This is a genomic window from Pseudomonas sp. CC120222-01a, from assembly GCF_003097235.1.
Taxonomy (GTDB): Bacteria; Pseudomonadota; Gammaproteobacteria; order Pseudomonadales; family Pseudomonadaceae; genus Aquipseudomonas.
This window is the reverse complement of record NZ_QEQQ01000002.1, coordinates 294,286-311,938: the sequence shown is the minus strand read 5'-3', so window position 1 is coordinate 311,938 and position 17,653 is coordinate 294,286. Positions and strand designations below refer to the sequence as shown.

Here is a 17,653-nt window from a genome sequence, read left to right as displayed (position 1 = left end):
TCCTCAGCTTCGCTCGGCAGGCGCCGGCAGGGTGAAACCAGAGACCGAACGGCGCATCTCGCTGGCCATCCGCGCCAGGTGGCGGATGCTGTCGGCGGTGGCACCGGAGCCGGCAGAAGTTTGCGCGGTGATCTGCTGGATCACCGCCATGGTGTGGGAAATCTGCCCAGCCGAAGAGGTCTGCAACTGAGCTGCATCAGAAATGCTGTGGATAAGTTCGGCGAGGTTCTGCGATACGCCTTCGATCTCGGCCAGTGCCACGCCAGCATCCTGGGCCAGGCGCGCACCGCGCACCACCTCGGCGGTGGTCTGCTCCATGGAGATGACTGCCTCGTTGGTGTCCGCCTGGATGGTCCGCACCAGCGCTTCGATCTGCCGGGTCGCCGAGGACGAGCGCTCGGCCAGGCGCTGCACCTCGTCGGCGACCACGGCAAAGCCGCGGCCGGCCTCACCCGCCAGCGAGGCCTGAATCGCCGCATTGAGGGCGAGGATGTTGGTCTGGTCGGCAATATCGTCGATCAGGCTGACGATGTCGCCGATTTCCTGGGAAGACTCGCCCAGGCGTTTGATCCGCTTGGCGGTGTCCTGGATCTGCTCGCGGATGTTGTCCATGCCGTTGATGGTGTTGTGCACCACCTCGTTGCCCTTGTTGGCGATCGCCACCGAGCGCTCGGCGACCTTGGCCGACTCATAGGCGTGGGCAGAAACCCGGTCGATCGATTCGACCATGTCGCCGACCGCCTCCGATGCCTCGCTGATCTGCGCGGCCTGGTGTTCCGAAGCCTTGGCCAGCTGGCGTGCGGTGTTCTGCGTGTCCTGCACGGCAGCGGCGACCTGCACGGCACTGTGGTTGATGGTGGCCACCAGGTCGCGCAACTGGTCGACCGAGTAGTTGATCGAGTCGGCGATGGCGCCGGTGAAGTCTTCGGTCACCGACACGGTGACGGTCAGGTCGCCGTCGGCCAGCTCTTCGATTTCATCGAGCAGGCGCATGATCGCCTGCTGGTTACGTTCGTTCTTTTCGGCGGTTTCATGCAACTGACGGTGGGTGGTGCGGACCATCACCAGGCCGATCAGGATGATCGAAGCCAGCGCCAGCAGGCCCAACGCATAACCCCCGACGGTATCCAGGGTACGGCCACTGGCCAGGTTCTCGAACCCGTTGGCCAGGTGCGAGGCCTCATCAAGCAGGGTCTGCGACAGGCTGAAAATGTTGCCGGCCGCTTCGCGCACGCGGAACAGCTCGGGCGAGGTTTCGAGGATTTCATCGACAGAACCGGCCACGAACTGGAACAGCTCGGCGATTTCCGCCAGGCGCGCACGGGCGTCAGCGTCCTCGACGCGGGTCACCTGGATGGCCGGGTTGCCACCCAGCATGCCCTCGAGCACCTGGCCGAAGCGGCTGGCATCGCGGCCGAAGGTATCGGCGGCCTGCGCCGCCGTGTCGTCACCGGCCAACACGGTGTTGACCGAACCGAGAATGCGCTCGGCCAGCAGCAGCTGGCGCTGGGCGACGACCACCTGGTTGGCCGGGGCACCGCTCTGCAACAGGATCTCGACCACCTTCTCGTATTCGACCTGCAGCTGCGGCACGGTTTCGGCGAGGGTCGCCGCCACCTGGTGCAACGACAGCACGGTCTGTTCGCTGGCCAGGATGGTGTCGGTGTTCTTGCGCAGGTTTTCCCAGTCCTGACGCACCGCCTCCATTTCATCGCGGACCGCAGCCGGCGCCGCAGGCAGGCCGGTGGACTTGTCGCCTTCACGCAGGTAGCCCCAGCGCCGCTCGAAGTCGTTACGCGCATCCGACAGCAGCTTGAAGGCCAGGGCCTTGCCCGCCGCTGCCTCGGTGGCGTTCTTGGCGATGCGCTGGGACAACACCCGCAGCTCACCGGCGTGGCCGATGTACTGCTTGTCGTGATTGGCCTGGGTATTGAGGTAGGCGAAGTTGGCGAACAACAGGATGATCGACAGGATCAGGATCACGAACAGCACGGTGATCTGCACGATGCTGCGCGTGCGTGGTGTCATGCTGGCGGGGGCGACGGGTGTGGCCGGCTTGTTCACGTTTGAAAATCCTATAGCGCCACGTCAAGAAAACCCGGCGCCTGGGCCAGGGCGAAGGGGCTGAAGATCGCCCAGTTGCGTTCACGCGGGAAGTGCCCCTGCACGAAGCGGGCAGCAGCCCGCAGCAGCGGTTGCGGTGGCGACAGTTCCAGGCTGCTGAGGGCGAAATGCTGAAGGCCCAGCACCTCGTCGACCAACAGGCCGACGAACAGGTCTTCGTGGTCCAGCACCAGCACCCGCCGCTGCTTGCCTGGCGCAACAGGGCCAAGGCCGAAGAAACTGCTCAGGTCCATCACCGGCAACAGCCGGCCCCGCAAGTTGGCCACGCCACACACCCACGGTTGCACGCCAGGCACGCGGCTGCTGCGCGGCTCGCGCAGCACCTCGGCGACCTCGCCCATGGGCGCGACGAACCACTGCCCGGCGATACGAAAGCCGATACCGCTCCATTGCTGCAGGCGGGTGTCCTGCAGCGGCTGGTCGGCCACCAGCAGGCGGCAGCGCCGGTCGATGTCCAGCAACAGCTCGAAGGCGGTCAGCGACGCGCCTTGCGGGCGGGTGGTCAAGCGCCCAGCACTTCTTTGAGCTTGGCGATCAGCGCGTCCTCTTCCACCGGCTTGGTCAGGAAGTCGCGGGCACCCTGGCGCGTGGCCCAGATACGGTCGGTTTCCTGGTCCTTGGTGGTCACCACCACCACGGGGATGGCGCTGGTTTCCGGGTCCTTGCTCAGCTGGCGGGTGGCCTGGAAGCCGTTCATGCCGGGCATGACGATGTCCATCAGCACTGCATCGGGCTTTTCCTGGCGGGCCAGGGCCACGCCGTCGGCACCGTTGTTGGCCTTGAGCACCTGGTGACCGTGCTTTTCCAGCCATTCGGTCAATCTGTACATCTCTGTCGGCGAGTCGTCGACAATCAGAACTCGGGCCATGCTGTTTCCCCATCAGGAAATTGAAGGCCGCGCCGGCGCGGCGCGGTCAGGGTGCGGGTTGTTCGGGCGCGGCGAAACCGGGCACATGGGCCCTGATCGCGTCGAGCAGTTCTTCCTTGCTGAATGGTTTGGTCAGGAACTGGTCGGAACCGACCACCCGGCCACGGGCCTTGTCGAACAGGCCATCGCGAGACGACAGGAGAATCACCGGGATATCCTTGAAGGCACTGTTGTGCTTGATCACCGCACAGGTCTGATAACCGTCCAGACGCGGCATCAGCACGTCGACGAAGATGATCTGTGGCTGGTGGTCGATGATCTTGGCCAAGGCATCGAAGCCGTCACTGGCGGTGATCACCTCGCAGCCCGCTTCGCCGAGCAACATCTGCGCGGTGCGGCGGATCGTGCGGGAATCGTCGATCACCATCACCTTCAGGGGCTGTTCCATAAGTTGCGCTACCATCGCTGCACAGTGTGGGCTGCGAGCCACTGATGGCTTGCAGCTTGAAGCTGAGGGCATTTTTAGCACACTCCGGGGGCCCGTTCCATCTGCCGCCCCCTTGACCGGCGGCGCTCACGGCGCCACCCTGAGCCACTTTTCTTTCGATCGACCGCGGCCAGCTGCCGCCAGAGGAACCACCCCATGAGCGTTCGCCTCGGCATTGTCATGGACCCTATCGCGTCCATCTCCTACAAGAAGGACAGTTCGCTGGCCATGCTGCTGGCCGCCCAGGCCCGTGGCTGGGAGCTGTTCTACATGGAGCAGCGCGACCTGTACCAGGGCGAAGGCAAGGCCCGCGCGCGCATGCGCCCACTGAAAGTGTTCGCCGACCCTGCACGCTGGTTCGAGCTGGGCGACGAGCAGGACAGCCCGCTGGCCGAGCTGAACGTGATACTGATGCGCAAGGACCCACCATTCGACATGGAGTTCGTCTACAGCACCTACCTGCTGGAGCAGGCTGAGGGTGAAGGCGTACTGGTGGTGAACCGCCCGCAGAGCCTGCGCGACTGCAATGAAAAACTGTTCGCCACGCTGTTCCCGCAGTGCACGCCACCTACACTGGTCAGCCGTCGGCCGGACATCATCCGCGAATTCGCGGCCAAGCATGGTGACGTGATTCTCAAGCCGCTGGATGGCATGGGCGGCACGTCGATCTTCCGTCACCGAGTGGGCGACCCCAACCTGTCGGTGATCCTCGAGACCCTGACCGCCCTGGGTGCCCAGCAGATCATGGCGCAGGCGTACCTGCCGGCCATCAAGGACGGCGACAAACGCATCCTGATGATCGACGGCGAGCCAGTCGATTACTGCCTGGCCCGTATTCCCGCCAGTGGCGAGACCCGTGGCAACCTGGCTGCCGGCGGCCGTGGAGAAGCCCGCCCATTGACCGAACGCGACCGCTGGATCGCTGCCCAGGTCGGCCCGACCCTTCGTGAAAAGGGCCTGCTGTTCGTCGGCCTCGACGTGATCGGCGACTACCTCACCGAAATCAACGTCACCAGCCCAACCTGCATCCGCGAGATCGACGCAGCCTACAACACCGATATCGGTGGCAAGCTGATGGATGCCATTGATCGCCAGCTCAAGGCGCGCTGACCGCCGACGCGGAGCAAATGCGCGGAGTGGGGTATGATGCCGGTCCTTTTCGACTGAGCTGCTGCCCCGCCCTGCGGTTGCTGGATACCTGATGACGCTGCCTGCCGACATCCCTTCCGACCTGCTGCCACCGCGCGTTCGCCCGGTGGACCGGCTTGGCTTTACCCTGTTCCTGGCTGCCTTGGTGCACCTGGCGCTGATCCTTGGTGTCGGCTTTACCGTGGTCAAACCGGCGGAAATCCGCCAGACCATGGACATCACCCTGGCCACCTTCAAAAGCGAAAAAGCGCCGAAGAAGGCTGATTACCAGGCCCAGGCCAACCAGCAAGGCAGCGGTACCCTGGAAAAGAAAGCGGTGCCGACCACCACCGAGGTGGCGCCGTTCCAGGACACCAAGATCAACAAGGTCACCCCGCCGCCTGCCGCCAAGCCTGAGGTAATACCACCGCCTGTGCCGGAGAAATCCGCCGTGGCAACCAAGGCGCCAAAAGCGCAGAAGGTCGAGCCCAAACCCAAGGAAAGCAAGCCGCAGCCCAAGCCGGCAGCTGCAACCCCGGACTTCGACAGTTCGCAACTGTCGAGCCAGATCGCCAGCCTTGAGGCGGAACTGTCCAACGAACAGCAGATGTACGCCAAACGCCCTAAGATTCACCGCCTTAATGCGGCGTCGACCATGCGCGACAAGGGCGCCTGGTACAAGGAAGAGTGGCGCAAGAAGGTCGAGCGGGTGGGTAACCTGAACTACCCCGACGAGGCACGCCGGCAGCAGATCTACGGCAACTTGCGGATGATGGTGTCGATCAACCGCGATGGCTCGCTGTACGAGGTGCTGGTGCTGGAGTCGTCCGGGCAGCCGGTGCTGGACCAGGCGGCCCAGCGCATCGTACGCCTGGCAGCACCGTTTGCGCCGTTTACCGGGGACCTGGCCGAGTTCGACCGGTTGGAGATCATCCGCACCTGGCGATTTGCCCGTGGTGACCGCTTATCCAGTAACTGAGTCGGCGGACATCGACCTGTTATTTCTGCCAGTTTCGCCCACATCGCGAACGCCCTCTAATTGCGCTTCCATTCCTGATTTGGAAGAGCGCCATGAAACACCTGAAAAGCAATGACAGAACTTGGCAGGTCGAGCGACAAGAGCAAGCTAACCGGCAAGTGACGTTACCCGCGCCAGTGCTTCGCAATCCCATCGACATGACCATCGAGCTGACTATCGATGACGCAGTTCGCCGCAGTTCTGTTGGCCAATGCCACCTCGATGGCAAAACCTATCTCGCGTTCTTTTTCTATCCAGGCGATGAATTCAAACCCGAAATAGAAGTGGAGGCCATCGTCTTCATTCATGATCAAGCGCCTAATACGGGTGAGTTCGATATTACCGATACCTTCGCCAGCGGCAGCTATTCAGCCCTTTTCGGCCTGGGAAGGATCGTCAGCGGCCAAGCGATAATCCGCGGAGACAGCTGGGGCAGCGGAACGATGGTCATCAAGCGCGTGACCTCGACCCACCCAGGTATTACCACGCTCGATGCAACAGCGAAGTTCGAATTCACAGATCACAAGGGCATAACCTTCAAAATTGACGTGACCAAACTGGTTGCATCCGACCCAAATATCGGTGTGCCTCGATAGGCAAGCCGCCTAGCTGGACAAATGCCATCCAGCCCCCCTCCTGACGCAGCCCGAAAGCGGATCGGCTCCACTTCCGGGCTGTGCAGCCGGCCCCGCTTCAAGACCTTGTCAGCCTCGCCACCTGGCGCCACACTATCCCCCATGAAAACCCTCACCCCGAGCTACCTCAAGCATCAGTTCCTGATCGCCATGCCGCACATGGCCGATCCGAACTTCGCCCAGACCCTCACGTACATCGTCGAGCACAACGCCAATGGCGCCATGGGCCTGGTGGTCAACCGACCGCAGGAGCTGAACCTGGCCGACATTCTCGAGCAGTTGCGGCCAGACGAACTGCCGCCGGCCAGCACCTTGCAGGTGCCGATCTACCAGGGTGGCCCGGTGCAGACCGACCGTGGTTTCGTGCTGCACAGCAGTGAATGCAGCTTCCAGGCCACCGTGGCCCTGGAAGGGTTGTCGCTGACCACCTCGCAGGACGTGCTGCTGGCCATCGCCACCGGGGTGGGGCCGAAACAAAGCCTCATCACGCTCGGCTATGCCGGCTGGGAAGCGGGCCAACTCGAAGCCGAACTGGCCGACAACGCCTGGCTCAACTGCCCGTTCGACCCAGAGATCATCTTCGGCCTGGCCAGCGACCTGCGCCTGGACGCCGCCGCCGCCAGCCTGGGGATCAACCTCAGCCTGCTGACCAGCCAGGCGGGGCACGCCTGATGAGCGAACTGCGTTTACTGCTGGGCTTCGACTACGGCACCAAACAGATCGGCGTGGCCGTCGGCCAGGTGGTGACCGGCCAAGCCCGCGAACTGTGCACCCTGAAGGCGCAAAACGGCGTGCCTGACTGGGCCCAGGTGGAAAAGCTCATCGCTGAATGGAAGCCCGACGCGATCGTCGTCGGCCTGCCGCTAAATATGGACGGCACACCAAGCGAAATGAGCGAGCGCGCAGAAAAGTTCGCCCGCCGCCTCAATGGCCGCTTCAACCTGCCGGTGCACACCCACGACGAACGCCTGACCACCTTCGAGGCCAAAGGCGAGCGCCTGGCCCGTGGCGGCCAGCGCGGGAGCTACCGTGACAACCCGGTTGACGCCATCGCCGCCGCCCTGCTGCTGCAAGGCTGGCTGGAGGCCAATACCTGATTTTTCCCGCGTTTACGTCGGGGCTATCACAACGCCACCCGGCGCCCCCAGGAGATACGCAATGAGCCTACCCAATCCCGCCGACCTGATCCGGCAGATGGCTGTCGACCTTCGCGCCCATCTGGCCCGCCGCAACATCACCGAGCCGCGCTTCATCGGCATTCGTACCGGCGGCGTCTGGGTTGCCCAGGCCCTGCAGGCGGAAATGGCCGACCAGAGCCCGCTCGGTACCCTGGACGTGTCGTTCTATCGCGATGATTTCAGCCAGAACGGCCTGCACCCGCAGGTGCGTCCGTCGGAGCTGCCGTTCGAGGTCGAAGGCCAGCACCTGGTGCTGATCGACGACGTGCTGATGAGCGGTCGCACCATCCGTGCCGCACTCAACGAACTGTTCGATTATGGCCGTCCGGCCAGTGTCACCTTGGTCTGCCTGCTCGACCTGGATGCCGGCGAACTGCCGATCCGCCCCAATGTGCTCGGCGCTACCCTGTCGCTGGCGGCCCATGAACGGGTAAAATTGACCGGACCCGCACCGCTCGCCCTCGAGCGCCAGGACCTCGCCACCGCTTCCGCCCTTTAAGAGTCCCCTCGCGATGACGCCAATCGACGCCAAGCGCCCGCTGCAGCTCAATGATCAGGGCCAGCTGCGCCACTTCCTCTCGCTCGACGGTTTGCCCCGCGAACTGCTCACCGAGATCCTCGACACCGCCGACTCGTTCCTCGAAGTCGGCGCCCGGGCCGTGAAGAAAGTCCCGTTGCTGCGCGGCAAGACCGTGTGCAACGTGTTCTTCGAGAACTCGACCCGCACCCGCACCACCTTCGAGCTGGCCGCCCAGCGCCTGTCGGCCGACGTGATCAGCCTGAACGTGTCGACCTCCTCGACCAGCAAGGGCGAGACCTTGTTCGACACCCTGCGCAACCTCGAAGCCATGGCTGCCGACATGTTCGTCGTGCGCCACTCCGATTCCGGCGCCGCGCATTTCATCGCCGAGCACGTGTGCCCGGACGTCGCCGTGATCAACGGCGGTGATGGCCGCCACGCACACCCGACCCAGGGCATGCTCGACATGCTGACCATCCGCCGCCACAAAGGCAGCTTCGAGAACCTCTCGGTGGCAATCGTCGGCGACATCCTGCACTCGCGCGTGGCCCGCTCCGACATGCTCGCGCTGAAGGCACTGGGCTGCCCGGACATCCGCGTGGTCGGCCCGAAAACCCTGATCCCGATCGGTATCGAGCAGTACGGCGTGAAGGTCTACACCGACCTCGCCGAAGGCCTCAAGGACGTCGACGTGGTGATCATGCTGCGCCTGCAGCGTGAACGCATGGCCGGTGGCCTGCTGCCCAGCGAAGGCGAGTTCTACCGCCTGTTCGGCCTGACCACCGCGCGCCTGGCCGGTGCCAAGCCCGACGCCATCGTCATGCACCCGGGCCCGATCAACCGCGGCGTAGAGATCGAGTCAGCGGTGGCCGACGGCAAACACTCGGTGATTCTCAACCAGGTCACCTACGGCATCGCCGTGCGCATGGCCGTGCTGTCCATGGCCATGAGCGGGCAGAACGCGCAACGTCAATTCGACCAGGAGAACGCCCAGTGACCATCAGCATTCTTGGCGCCCGGGTCATCGACCCTGTCAGCGGCCTGGACCAGGTCACCGACCTGCATCTGGACGGTGGGCGCATTGCCGCCATCGGCGCTGCACCGGCCGGTTTCAGCGCCAGCCGCACGATCGCAGCTGACGGCCTGATCGCCGCACCCGGCCTGGTCGACCTCGGCGTCTCGCTGCGCGAGCCGGGCTACAGCCGCAAGGGCTCCATCGCCAGTGAAACCCGCGCCGCCGTGGCCGGTGGTGTCACCAGCCTGTGTTGCCCACCGCAGACCAAGCCGGTGCTGGATACCTCGGCAGTGGCCGAGCTGATCCTCGACCGCGCCCGCGAAGCGGCCAACAGCAAGGTCTACCCGATCGGCGCCCTGACCAAGGGCCTGGAGGGCGAGCAGCTGGCCGAACTGGTTGCCCTGCGCGACACCGGTTGCGTGGCCTTCGGCAACGGCCTGAAGGAAATCCCCAACAACCGTACCCTGGCCCGTGCCCTGGAGTACGCCGCCACCTTCGACCTGACCGTGGTGTTCCACTCCCAGGATCGCGACCTGGCCCAGGGTGGCCTGGCCCACGAAGGCGCCATGGCCAGCTTCCTCGGCCTGCCCGGCATCCCCGAGACCGCCGAGACCGTGGCCCTGGCGCGCAACCTGCTGCTGGTGGAACAGACCGGCGTGCGTGCGCACTTCACCCAGATCACCAGCGCCCGTGGCGCCCGGCTGATCGAGCAGGCCCAGCAGCTGGGCCTGCCGGTGACCGCCGACGTGGCGCTGTACCAGCTGATCCTCACCGACGAGTCGCTGCGTGAGTTCTCCAGCCTGTACCACGTACAGCCGCCACTGCGCACCGTCGCCGACCGTGATGGCCTGCGCGCGGCGGTGAAGTCGGGGGTGATCCAGGCAATTTCCAGCCACCACCAGCCCCACGAGCGCGATGCCAAGCTGGCCCCGTTCGGTGCCACCGAACCGGGTATCAGCAGCGTCGAACTGCTGCTGCCGCTGGCCATGACCCTGGTCGAGGACGGCCTGCTCGACCTGCCGACCCTGCTCGCCCGTCTGAGCAGCGGCCCGGCCAAGGCCATGCGCCTGCCGGCCGGTGAGCTGAAAGTCGGCGGCGCCGCCGACCTGGTGCTGTTCGACGCCAAGGCCTCGACGATTGCCGGTGAGCAATGGCTGTCGCGTGGTGAAAACTGCCCGTTCATCGGCCACTGCCTGCCGGCTGCGGTGCGTTATACCTTGGTCGATGGGCACGTCTGCCACGAGGCCTGAGTAACCCCTGTGGGAGCGGCCTTGCGTCGCGAAAGGGCTGCGTAGCGGCCCCAGGATCTCTGCATCATGCATAGATTGCCGGGGCCGCTTTGCGACCCTTTCGCGACACAAGGCCGCTCCCACATTGGTCGCGCTCAACCTTGAGCCTGCGGCGACCATTCATCCCCCGCGGTTGAAATCCTTCCCCCCACCCCCATATGAGTCTGCATCAGGCAATTTTGCCCCGCTGCGTGGAGACTCTCCCCTTGACCACCATCGTTTCTGTCCGCCGTAACGGCAAAGTCGTCATGGGCGGCGACGGCCAGGTATCCCTCGGCAACACCGTGATGAAAGGCAACGCCAAAAAGGTCCGTCGCCTGTACAACGGCGAAGTGATCGCCGGTTTCGCCGGTGCCACCGCCGATGCCTTCACCCTGTTCGAGCGCTTCGAAGCCCAGCTGCAGAAACACTCCGGCCACCTGGTGCGTGCCGCCGTCGAGTTGGCCAAGGAATGGCGTACCGACCGCTCCCTGAGCCGCCTGGAAGCCATGCTGGCCGTGGCCAACAAGGACGCATCGCTGATCATCACCGGCAACGGTGACGTGGTCGAGCCGGAAGACGGCTTGATCGCCATGGGTTCCGGTGGCGGTTACGCCCAGGCCGCGGCCCGCGCCCTGCTCAACAAGACCGACCTGTCGGCCCGGGAAATCACCGAGGCCGCCCTGAACATCGCCGGCGACATCTGCGTGTTCACCAACCACAACCTGACCATCGAGGAGCAGGACCTGGCCGAGTGATCAGCTGTTCTGGCGCCCCATCCCGGCGGTGGGGCTTTTCCACGCTGACACATTCTGCTTCAGGACCGTATAGATCATGTCCATGACCCCCCGCGAGATCGTCCACGAACTCAACCGCCACATCATTGGCCAGGACGACGCCAAGCGCGCCGTCGCCATTGCCCTGCGCAACCGCTGGCGGCGGATGCAGCTCCCTGCCGAGCTGCGTGCCGAGGTAACGCCGAAGAACATCCTGATGATCGGCCCTACCGGCGTCGGCAAGACCGAAATCGCCCGCCGCCTGGCCAAGCTGGCCAATGCGCCGTTCCTCAAGGTCGAAGCCACCAAGTTCACCGAAGTCGGCTATGTCGGCCGCGATGTTGAATCGATCATCCGTGACTTGGCCGATGCCGCGCTAAAAATGCTGCGCGAGCAAGAGATCGTCCGCGTGCGCCACCGCGCCGAAGACGCCGCCGAAGACCGCATCCTCGATGCCCTGCTGCCGCAGGCGCGGGTCAGCAGCTTCAGCGAAGAAGCCGCGCAGACCAGCAGCGATTCCAACACCCGCCAGCTGTTCCGCAAGCGCCTGCGCGAAGGCCAGCTGGACGACAAGGAAATCGAGATCGAAGTGGCCGAGAACATGGGCGTCGAAATCGCCGCGCCACCCGGCATGGAAGAAATGACCAACCAACTGCAGAGCCTGTTCGCCAACATGGGCAAGGGCAAGCGCAAGGCCCGCAAGCTGAAGGTCAAGGACGCGCTGAAAATGGTGCGCGACGAAGAAGCCAGCCGCCTGGTCAACGAGGAAGAACTCAAGGCCAAGGCCCTGGAAGCGGTCGAGCAGCACGGCATCGTGTTCATCGACGAAATCGACAAAGTGGCCAAGCGTGGCAATGTCGGCGGTGCCGATGTATCCCGTGAAGGCGTGCAGCGCGACCTGCTGCCGCTGATCGAAGGCTGCACCGTCAACACCAAGCTGGGCATGGTCAAGACCGACCACATCCTGTTCATCGCGTCCGGTGCATTCCACCTGAGCAAGCCAAGCGACCTGGTGCCAGAGCTGCAGGGCCGTCTGCCGATCCGTGTCGAACTGAAGGCACTGACCCCGGAAGATTTCGAGCGCATCCTGAAAGAGCCACATGCCTCGCTGACCGAACAGTACAGTGCACTGCTCAAGACCGAAGGCCTGAACATCGAGTTCGCCGCCGACGGCATCAAGCGCCTGGCCGAAATCGCCTATCAGGTGAACGAGAAGACCGAGAACATCGGTGCCCGCCGCCTGCACACCCTGCTCGAGCGCCTGCTCGAAGAGGTGTCGTTCAGTGCCGGTGACCTCGCCAGCACCCACGACGAAGCACCGATCATCATCGATGCCGCGTATGTGAACGGCCACCTCGGTGAGCTGGCGCAGAACGAAGACCTGTCGCGCTACATCCTGTAAGACTGCGTCACCTTCTTCGCGGGCACGCCCGCTCCCACAGGGACCGCGATCCCCTGTAGGAGCGGGCGTGCCCGCGAAGAGGCCCTTGAATCCCTGCACGGGAAGCTGGAAGCTTGCTTCATCAGCTCACAAGGGATTCCCGCCATGGCCCGCCTGCCCACCGCCATCAACCTGCACAAAGCCTCCAAGACCCTCAGCCTCACCTACGCCCCCGGCGAGGTCTACCAGCTCCCCGCCGAATTCCTGCGGGTGCACTCCCCCTCCGCCGAGGTCCAGGGCCACGGCAACCCCATCCTGCAATTCGGCAAGATCAACGTCGGCCTCATCGGCCTGGAACCTGCCGGCCAATATGCACTGAAACTGACCTTCGACGACGGCCATGACAGCGGCCTGTTCACCTGGGAATACCTCGAGCAGCTGTGCCTGCGCCAGGAGCAGCTGTGGGCCGAGTACCTCGACGAGTTGCACAAGGCCGGCAAGTCCCGCGACCCGGCGGAATCGGTGGTCAAACTCATGCTCTAGCTCAAGCCTTCCAGGCTTTAGAGCGCATTTTCTAATCTCATCTGTTTGAATGCCTTACAGACAACTCTTAAACGGGTTGTCTTGCGCATTACATGAAAGTCGGGTAACCAATGGAGCTGGCAAGTTCCCTGCATCGCCTTGAAGGCAATCAGGCACTGGCCGGTATGTAGAGGTCGCGAGCGAAAGCAGGCTGTCTTCACACGCAGAATCCCCCGCAGCTCATCGCCGAATGCATCCGGCCCGCAGCACCGCTGTTCCTTATCACTGGTCACCCGAGTAGCAGTACCGGGCTGTCCGCTGTGCATTGCGCCACAGCAATCCGGTACTCGTCTCAGGACAACGGAGCGTCGTAGATGAGTAACAAGAACAACGATGAGTTGCAGCGGCAAGCCTCGGAAAACACCCTGGGGCTGAACCCGGTCATCGGCATCCGCCGCAAGGACCTGCTGAGCTCTGCGCGTACCGTGCTGCGTCAGGCCGTGCGCCAGCCGCTGCACAGTGCCAAGCATGTGGCGCACTTCGGCCTGGAGCTGAAGAACGTCCTGCTGGGCAAGTCCAGCCTCGCCCCGGAAGGTGACGACCGTCGCTTCCAGGACCCAGCCTGGAGCAAGAACCCGCTTTACCGCCGCTACCTGCAGACTTACCTGGCCTGGCGCAAGGAGCTGCAGCAGTGGATCGGCAACAGTGACCTGTCGCCCCAGGACATCGCCCGCGGCCAGTTCGTCATCAACCTGATGACCGAAGCCATGGCGCCGACCAACACCCTGTCCAACCCGGCAGCGGTCAAGCGCTTCTTCGAAACCGGCGGCAAGAGCCTGCTGGATGGCCTGTCCAACCTGGCCAAGGACGTGGTCAACAACGGCGGCATGCCGAGCCAGGTCAACATGGAGGCGTTCGAGGTCGGCAAGAACCTCGGCACCAGCGAGGGTGCGGTGGTCTACCGCAACGATGTGCTGGAGCTGATCCAGTACAGCCCGATCACCGAGCAGGTGCATGCCCGCCCGCTGCTGGTGGTCCCGCCGCAAATCAACAAGTTCTACGTGTTCGACCTGAGCCCGGAGAAGAGCCTGGCGCGCTTCTGCCTGCGTTCGCAGCAGCAGACCTTCATCATCAGCTGGCGCAACCCGACCAAGGCCCAGCGCGAGTGGGGCCTGTCGACCTACATCGACGCCTTGAAGGAAGCGGTGGATGCGGTGCTGGCAATCACCGGCAGCAAAGACCTGAACATGCTCGGCGCCTGCTCCGGCGGCATCACCTGCACCGCCCTGGTCGGCCACTACGCCGCGCTGGGTGAGCAGAAGGTCAATGCCCTGACCCTGCTGGTCAGCGTGCTGGACACCACGATGGACACCGAGGTGGCACTGTTCGTCGACGAACAGACACTGGAGGCCGCCAAGCGCCACTCCTACCAGTCCGGGGTGCTCGAAGGCAGCGACATGGCCAAGGTGTTCGCCTGGATGCGCCCCAACGACCTGATCTGGAACTACTGGGTCAACAACTACCTGCTCGGCAACGAGCCACCGGTGTTCGACATCCTGTTCTGGAACAACGACACCACGCGCCTGCCTGCCGCCTTCCACGGCGACCTGATCGAACTGTTCAAGAACAACCCGCTGACCCGCCCGGATGCCCTGGAAGTGTGCGGCACCGCCATCGACCTGAAGAAAGTCCAGTGCGACATCTTCAGCGTCGCCGGCACCTCCGACCACATTACCCCGTGGCAATCGTGCTACCGCTCGGCGCACCTGTTCGGCGGCAAGATCGAGTTCGTGTTGTCCAACAGCGGCCACATCCAGAGCATCCTCAACCCGCCAGGCAACCCCAAGGCGCGCTTCATGACCGGCGCCGACCGCCCGGGTGACCCGGTGGCCTGGCAGGACAACGCCGAAAAGCATGCCGACTCCTGGTGGCTGCACTGGCAGACCTGGCTGGGCGAGCGCGCAGGCGAGCTGAAAAAGTCACCGACGCGCCTGGGCAACCGTGCCTACGCCGCCGGCGAGGCAGCACCGGGGACTTACGTCCACGAGCGTTGAGTCGCAATGCCGTGGCCGCTTGGAGCGCGCCACGGTACATTTTCACGCCACAGAGCCACGCGCATGCCGCTACCCTACATCTTCCGCACCGTCGAGCTGGACGACCAATCCATCCGTACCGCGGTGCGCCCGGGCAAGCCGCACCTGACGCCGTTGCTGATCTTCAACGGCATCGGCGCCAACCTGGAGCTGGTGTTCCCGTTCATCGAGGCACTGGACCCGGACCTGGAAGTCATTGCCTTCGACGTCCCCGGCGTGGGCGGCTCGTCCACGCCACGCCACCCTTACCGCTTTCCCGGCCTGGCCAAGCTGACGGCGCGCATGCTCGACTACCTGGACTACGGCCAGGTCAATGTCATCGGCGTGTCCTGGGGCGGCGCCCTGGCCCAGCAGTTTGCCCACGACTACCCCGAGCGCTGCAAGAAGCTGGTGCTGGCGGCCACCGCTGCGGGCGCAGTGATGGTACCGGGCAAGCCCAAGGTGCTGTGGATGATGGCCAGCCCCAGGCGCTACGTGCAGCCATCGCATGTCATCCGCATCGCGCCACTGATTTACGGCGGCGGTTTTCGCCGCGACCCGGACCTGGCCATGCATCACGCGGCCAAAGTGCGCTCGGGTGGCAAGCTAGGCTACTACTGGCAGCTGTTTGCCGGTCTTGGCTGGACCAGCATCCACTGGCTGCACAAGATCCAGCAGCCGACCCTGGTGCTGGCCGGCGACGACGACCCGTTGATCCCGCTGATCAACATGCGTCTGCTGGCCTGGCGAATTCCCAATGCCCAGCTACACATTATCGACGACGGTCATCTGTTCCTGATCACCCGGGCCGAGGCCGTCGCCCCCATCATCATGAAGTTTCTCCAGCAAGAACGTCAGCGCGCGGTCATGCACCCCAGTCCGGCCTCTGGTGGCTGAATTGTTGCTTGCTGTTGTACGAGCACGACTGATGAGTACGACCGTGGCCTGACAAGGGAGTTGTTGCCATGAAAGAAAAACCGGCCAAAGGAACGTCAACGCTCCCCGCCACCAGCATGAACGTGCAGAACGCCATCCTCGGTGTGCGCGGCCGCGACCTGATTTCCACCTTGCGCAGTGTTGGCCGCCATAGCCTGCTCAATCCACTGCACACCGCCCGCCACCTGCTGACGCTGGGCGGGCAGCTGGGCCGGGTGATGCTCGGCGACACGCCTTATCAGCCGAGCGCGCGTGATGCCCGTTTCAACGATCCTACGTGGAGCCAGAACCCGTTCTACCGGCGCAGCCTGCAGGCCTACCTGGCCTGGCAGAAACAGACCCGCCTGTGGATCGAGGAAAGCCACCTGAACGACGATGACCGGGCCCGTGCGCACTTTCTGTTCACCCTGATCAACGACGCCCTGGCACCGAGCAACTCGCTGCTCAACCCGCTGGCAGTCAAGGAGCTGTTCAACACCGGCGGGCAGAGCCTGGTGCGTGGCGTCGCCCACCTGCTCGACGACCTGCGCCACAACGACGGCCTGCCGCGCCAGGTGGACGAGCGTGCCTTCGAAGTGGGCGGCAACCTGGCATCCACGCCCGGCGCCGTGGTGTTCCGCAACGATCTGCTGGAGCTGATCCAGTACAAGCCGATGAGCGAGAAGCAGTACGCCCGGCCCGTGCTGGTGGTGCCGCCGCAAATCAACAAGTACTACATCTTCGACCTGCAGCCGACCAACAGCTACGTCCAGTACATGCTCAAGAACGGCCTGCAGGTGTTCATGGTCAGTTGGCGCAACCCCGACCCACGCCACCGCGAGTGGGGCCTGTCGAGCTATGTGCAGGCCCTGGAAGAAGCACTCAACGCCTGCCGCAGCATCAGCGGCAGCCGCGACCCGAACCTGATGGGCGCCTGCGCTGGAGGCCTGACCATGGCTGCGCTGCAGGGCCACCTGCAGGCCAAGCACCAGCTGCGCCGGGTACGCAGCGCCACTTACCTGGTCAGCCTGCTCGACAGCAAGTTCGACAGCCCGGCCAGCCTGTTCGCCGACGAGCAGACCATCGAGGCGGCCAAGCGTCGCTCGTACCAGCGTGGCGTGCTGGACGGTGGCGAGGTGGCGCGGATCTTTGCCTGGATGCGGCCCAACGACCTGATCTGGAACTACTGGGTCAACAACTACCTGCTCGGCAAGACCCCGCCGGCCTTCGACATTCTCTACTGGAACGCCGACAGCACACGCCTGCCAGCGGCCTTGCATGGCGACCTGCTGGACTTCTTCAAGGTCAACCCGCTGACCCACGCTGCGGGCCTGGAGGTGTGCGGCACACCGATCGATCTCAAGCAGGTCGACCTCGACAGCTTCACCGTAGCGGGCAGCAACGACCACATCACCCCGTGGGACGCGGTGTACCGCTCGGCCTTGCTGCTCGGTGGTGACCGCCAGTTCGTCCTGGCCAACAGCGGGCACATCCAGAGCATCATCAACCCACCCGGCAACCCCAAGGCCTACTACCTGGAAAACCCCAAGCTCTCGAGCGACCCGCGCGCCTGGTTCCATGACGCGCAGCGCCGCGACGGCAGCTGGTGGCCGTTGTGGCTGGAGTGGATCACACCGCGCTCCGGCCCGCTCAAGGCGCCGCGCACGGAACTGGGCAACACCACCTATCCACCGCTGGGCCCTGCGCCAGGCACCTATGTCCTGACCCGATGAGCACCACGACTGG

General features: G+C 64.2%; 18 protein-coding genes. 14 read left to right on the top strand and 4 right to left on the bottom strand.

What is annotated here, in order from left to right; all coding sequences use genetic code 11:
* Positions 1-3: 3 nt before the first annotated feature.
* The 4 genes from N430_RS04340 to N430_RS04325 are packed head-to-tail and all read right to left on the bottom strand — an operon-like array spanning position 4 to position 3,440.
* On the bottom strand, positions 4-2,028 hold the full coding sequence (locus tag N430_RS04340; RefSeq protein ID WP_256592081.1) for a methyl-accepting chemotaxis protein: 2,025 nt from the start codon (positions 2,026-2,028) through the stop codon (positions 4-6).
* 47 nt (positions 2,029-2,075) lie between these two features.
* Positions 2,076-2,630 carry a chemotaxis protein CheW gene (locus N430_RS04335; protein WP_110633237.1) on the bottom strand — a complete coding sequence of 185 codons (555 nt, stop codon included), beginning with the start codon at positions 2,628-2,630 and terminating at the stop codon, positions 2,076-2,078.
* Complete coding sequence (gene pilH / locus N430_RS04330; RefSeq protein WP_060509717.1) at positions 2,627-2,992, bottom strand: twitching motility response regulator PilH; 366 nt, start codon at positions 2,990-2,992, stop codon at positions 2,627-2,629. The genes N430_RS04335 and pilH overlap by 4 nt, the downstream gene beginning before the upstream one ends.
* A gap of 46 nt (positions 2,993-3,038) precedes the next feature.
* Positions 3,039-3,440 (bottom strand): PleD family two-component system response regulator, encoded by a 402-nt coding sequence (locus tag N430_RS04325; protein WP_060509720.1) that lies wholly within the window; start codon positions 3,438-3,440, stop codon positions 3,039-3,041.
* 195 nt (positions 3,441-3,635) lie between these two features.
* Here N430_RS04325 and gshB point away from each other — a divergent pair, with 195 nt between their 5' ends.
* From gshB to phaC (N430_RS04255), 14 genes are all read left to right on the top strand, one after another.
* Positions 3,636-4,589, top strand: a complete 954-nt coding sequence (gshB, locus tag N430_RS04320) for a glutathione synthase (RefSeq protein WP_110633233.1) — start codon at positions 3,636-3,638, stop codon at positions 4,587-4,589.
* A 91-nt stretch (positions 4,590-4,680) separates the two neighbouring features.
* Complete coding sequence (locus N430_RS04315; RefSeq protein ID WP_110633230.1) at positions 4,681-5,586, top strand: energy transducer TonB; 906 nt, start codon at positions 4,681-4,683, stop codon at positions 5,584-5,586.
* A 92-nt stretch (positions 5,587-5,678) separates the two neighbouring features.
* Complete coding sequence (locus tag N430_RS04310) at positions 5,679-6,221, top strand: hypothetical protein (RefSeq protein ID WP_110633227.1); 543 nt, start codon at positions 5,679-5,681, stop codon at positions 6,219-6,221.
* 141 nt (positions 6,222-6,362) lie between these two features.
* A complete protein-coding gene (locus N430_RS04305) occupies positions 6,363-6,932 on the top strand; it encodes a YqgE/AlgH family protein (protein ID WP_110633224.1) in 570 nt (189 codons plus the stop codon).
* Complete coding sequence (gene ruvX, locus N430_RS04300; protein WP_103445989.1) at positions 6,932-7,357, top strand: Holliday junction resolvase RuvX; 426 nt, start codon at positions 6,932-6,934, stop codon at positions 7,355-7,357. The genes N430_RS04305 and ruvX overlap by 1 nt, the downstream gene beginning before the upstream one ends.
* 61 nt (positions 7,358-7,418) lie before the next feature.
* The gene (pyrR, locus tag N430_RS04295) at positions 7,419-7,937 is read left to right on the top strand and encodes a bifunctional pyr operon transcriptional regulator/uracil phosphoribosyltransferase PyrR (protein WP_110633222.1); all 519 of its coding nucleotides are present in this window, start codon (positions 7,419-7,421) and stop codon (positions 7,935-7,937) included.
* Between the two features lie 13 nt (positions 7,938-7,950).
* Entirely contained in the window at positions 7,951-8,955 is a 1,005-nt protein-coding gene (locus N430_RS04290) for an aspartate carbamoyltransferase catalytic subunit (protein WP_110633220.1), read from the top strand.
* Positions 8,952-10,223: a dihydroorotase gene (locus tag N430_RS04285; RefSeq protein ID WP_110633218.1), complete on the top strand. Its 1,272-nt coding sequence runs from the start codon at positions 8,952-8,954 to the stop codon at positions 10,221-10,223. The genes N430_RS04290 and N430_RS04285 overlap by 4 nt, the downstream gene beginning before the upstream one ends.
* 245 nt (positions 10,224-10,468) lie before the next feature.
* Positions 10,469-10,999: an ATP-dependent protease subunit HslV gene (gene hslV, locus N430_RS04280; protein WP_027920652.1), complete on the top strand. Its 531-nt coding sequence runs from the start codon at positions 10,469-10,471 to the stop codon at positions 10,997-10,999.
* Between the two features lie 76 nt (positions 11,000-11,075).
* Positions 11,076-12,419: an ATP-dependent protease ATPase subunit HslU gene (hslU, locus tag N430_RS04275; protein ID WP_110633215.1), complete on the top strand. Its 1,344-nt coding sequence runs from the start codon at positions 11,076-11,078 to the stop codon at positions 12,417-12,419.
* A 144-nt stretch (positions 12,420-12,563) separates the two neighbouring features.
* Positions 12,564-12,941, top strand: a complete 378-nt coding sequence (locus N430_RS04270) for a gamma-butyrobetaine hydroxylase-like domain-containing protein (RefSeq protein ID WP_103445993.1) — start codon at positions 12,564-12,566, stop codon at positions 12,939-12,941.
* 353 nt (positions 12,942-13,294) lie between these two features.
* Positions 13,295-14,974, top strand: a complete 1,680-nt coding sequence (gene phaC, locus N430_RS04265; RefSeq protein WP_110633212.1) for a class II poly(R)-hydroxyalkanoic acid synthase — start codon at positions 13,295-13,297, stop codon at positions 14,972-14,974.
* A gap of 63 nt (positions 14,975-15,037) precedes the next feature.
* On the top strand, positions 15,038-15,889 hold the full coding sequence (gene phaZ, locus N430_RS04260; protein ID WP_060509739.1) for a poly(3-hydroxyalkanoate) depolymerase: 852 nt from the start codon (positions 15,038-15,040) through the stop codon (positions 15,887-15,889).
* Between the two features lie 68 nt (positions 15,890-15,957).
* Positions 15,958-17,640 (top strand): class II poly(R)-hydroxyalkanoic acid synthase, encoded by a 1,683-nt coding sequence (gene phaC / locus N430_RS04255; protein ID WP_110633208.1) that lies wholly within the window; start codon positions 15,958-15,960, stop codon positions 17,638-17,640.
* Positions 17,641-17,653: the final 13 nt, after the last annotated feature.

Excerpts from the sequence above, each read along its gene's own strand:
- pilH (WP_060509717.1), bottom strand. The coding sequence starts at position 2,992 with ATGGCCCGAGTTCTGATTGTCGACGACTCGCCGACAGAGATGTACAGA.
- N430_RS04340 (WP_256592081.1), bottom strand. The coding sequence starts at position 2,028 with ATGACACCACGCACGCGCAGCATCGTGCAGATCACCGTGCTGTTCGTG.
- phaC (WP_110633208.1), top strand. The coding sequence starts at position 15,958 with ATGAAAGAAAAACCGGCCAAAGGAACGTCAACGCTCCCCGCCACCAGC.
- N430_RS04305 (WP_110633224.1), top strand. The coding sequence starts at position 6,363 with ATGAAAACCCTCACCCCGAGCTACCTCAAGCATCAGTTCCTGATCGCC.
- pyrR (WP_110633222.1), top strand. The coding sequence starts at position 7,419 with ATGAGCCTACCCAATCCCGCCGACCTGATCCGGCAGATGGCTGTCGAC.
- hslU (WP_110633215.1), top strand. The coding sequence starts at position 11,076 with ATGTCCATGACCCCCCGCGAGATCGTCCACGAACTCAACCGCCACATC.
- N430_RS04325 (WP_060509720.1), bottom strand. The coding sequence starts at position 3,440 with ATGGAACAGCCCCTGAAGGTGATGGTGATCGACGATTCCCGCACGATC.
- ruvX (WP_103445989.1), top strand. The coding sequence starts at position 6,932 with ATGAGCGAACTGCGTTTACTGCTGGGCTTCGACTACGGCACCAAACAG.
- N430_RS04290 (WP_110633220.1), top strand. The coding sequence starts at position 7,951 with ATGACGCCAATCGACGCCAAGCGCCCGCTGCAGCTCAATGATCAGGGC.
- N430_RS04310 (WP_110633227.1), top strand. The coding sequence starts at position 5,679 with ATGAAACACCTGAAAAGCAATGACAGAACTTGGCAGGTCGAGCGACAA.
- phaC (WP_110633212.1), top strand. The coding sequence starts at position 13,295 with ATGAGTAACAAGAACAACGATGAGTTGCAGCGGCAAGCCTCGGAAAAC.
- gshB (WP_110633233.1), top strand. The coding sequence starts at position 3,636 with ATGAGCGTTCGCCTCGGCATTGTCATGGACCCTATCGCGTCCATCTCC.
- phaZ (WP_060509739.1), top strand. The coding sequence starts at position 15,038 with ATGCCGCTACCCTACATCTTCCGCACCGTCGAGCTGGACGACCAATCC.
- N430_RS04315 (WP_110633230.1), top strand. The coding sequence starts at position 4,681 with ATGACGCTGCCTGCCGACATCCCTTCCGACCTGCTGCCACCGCGCGTT.
- N430_RS04270 (WP_103445993.1), top strand. The coding sequence starts at position 12,564 with ATGGCCCGCCTGCCCACCGCCATCAACCTGCACAAAGCCTCCAAGACC.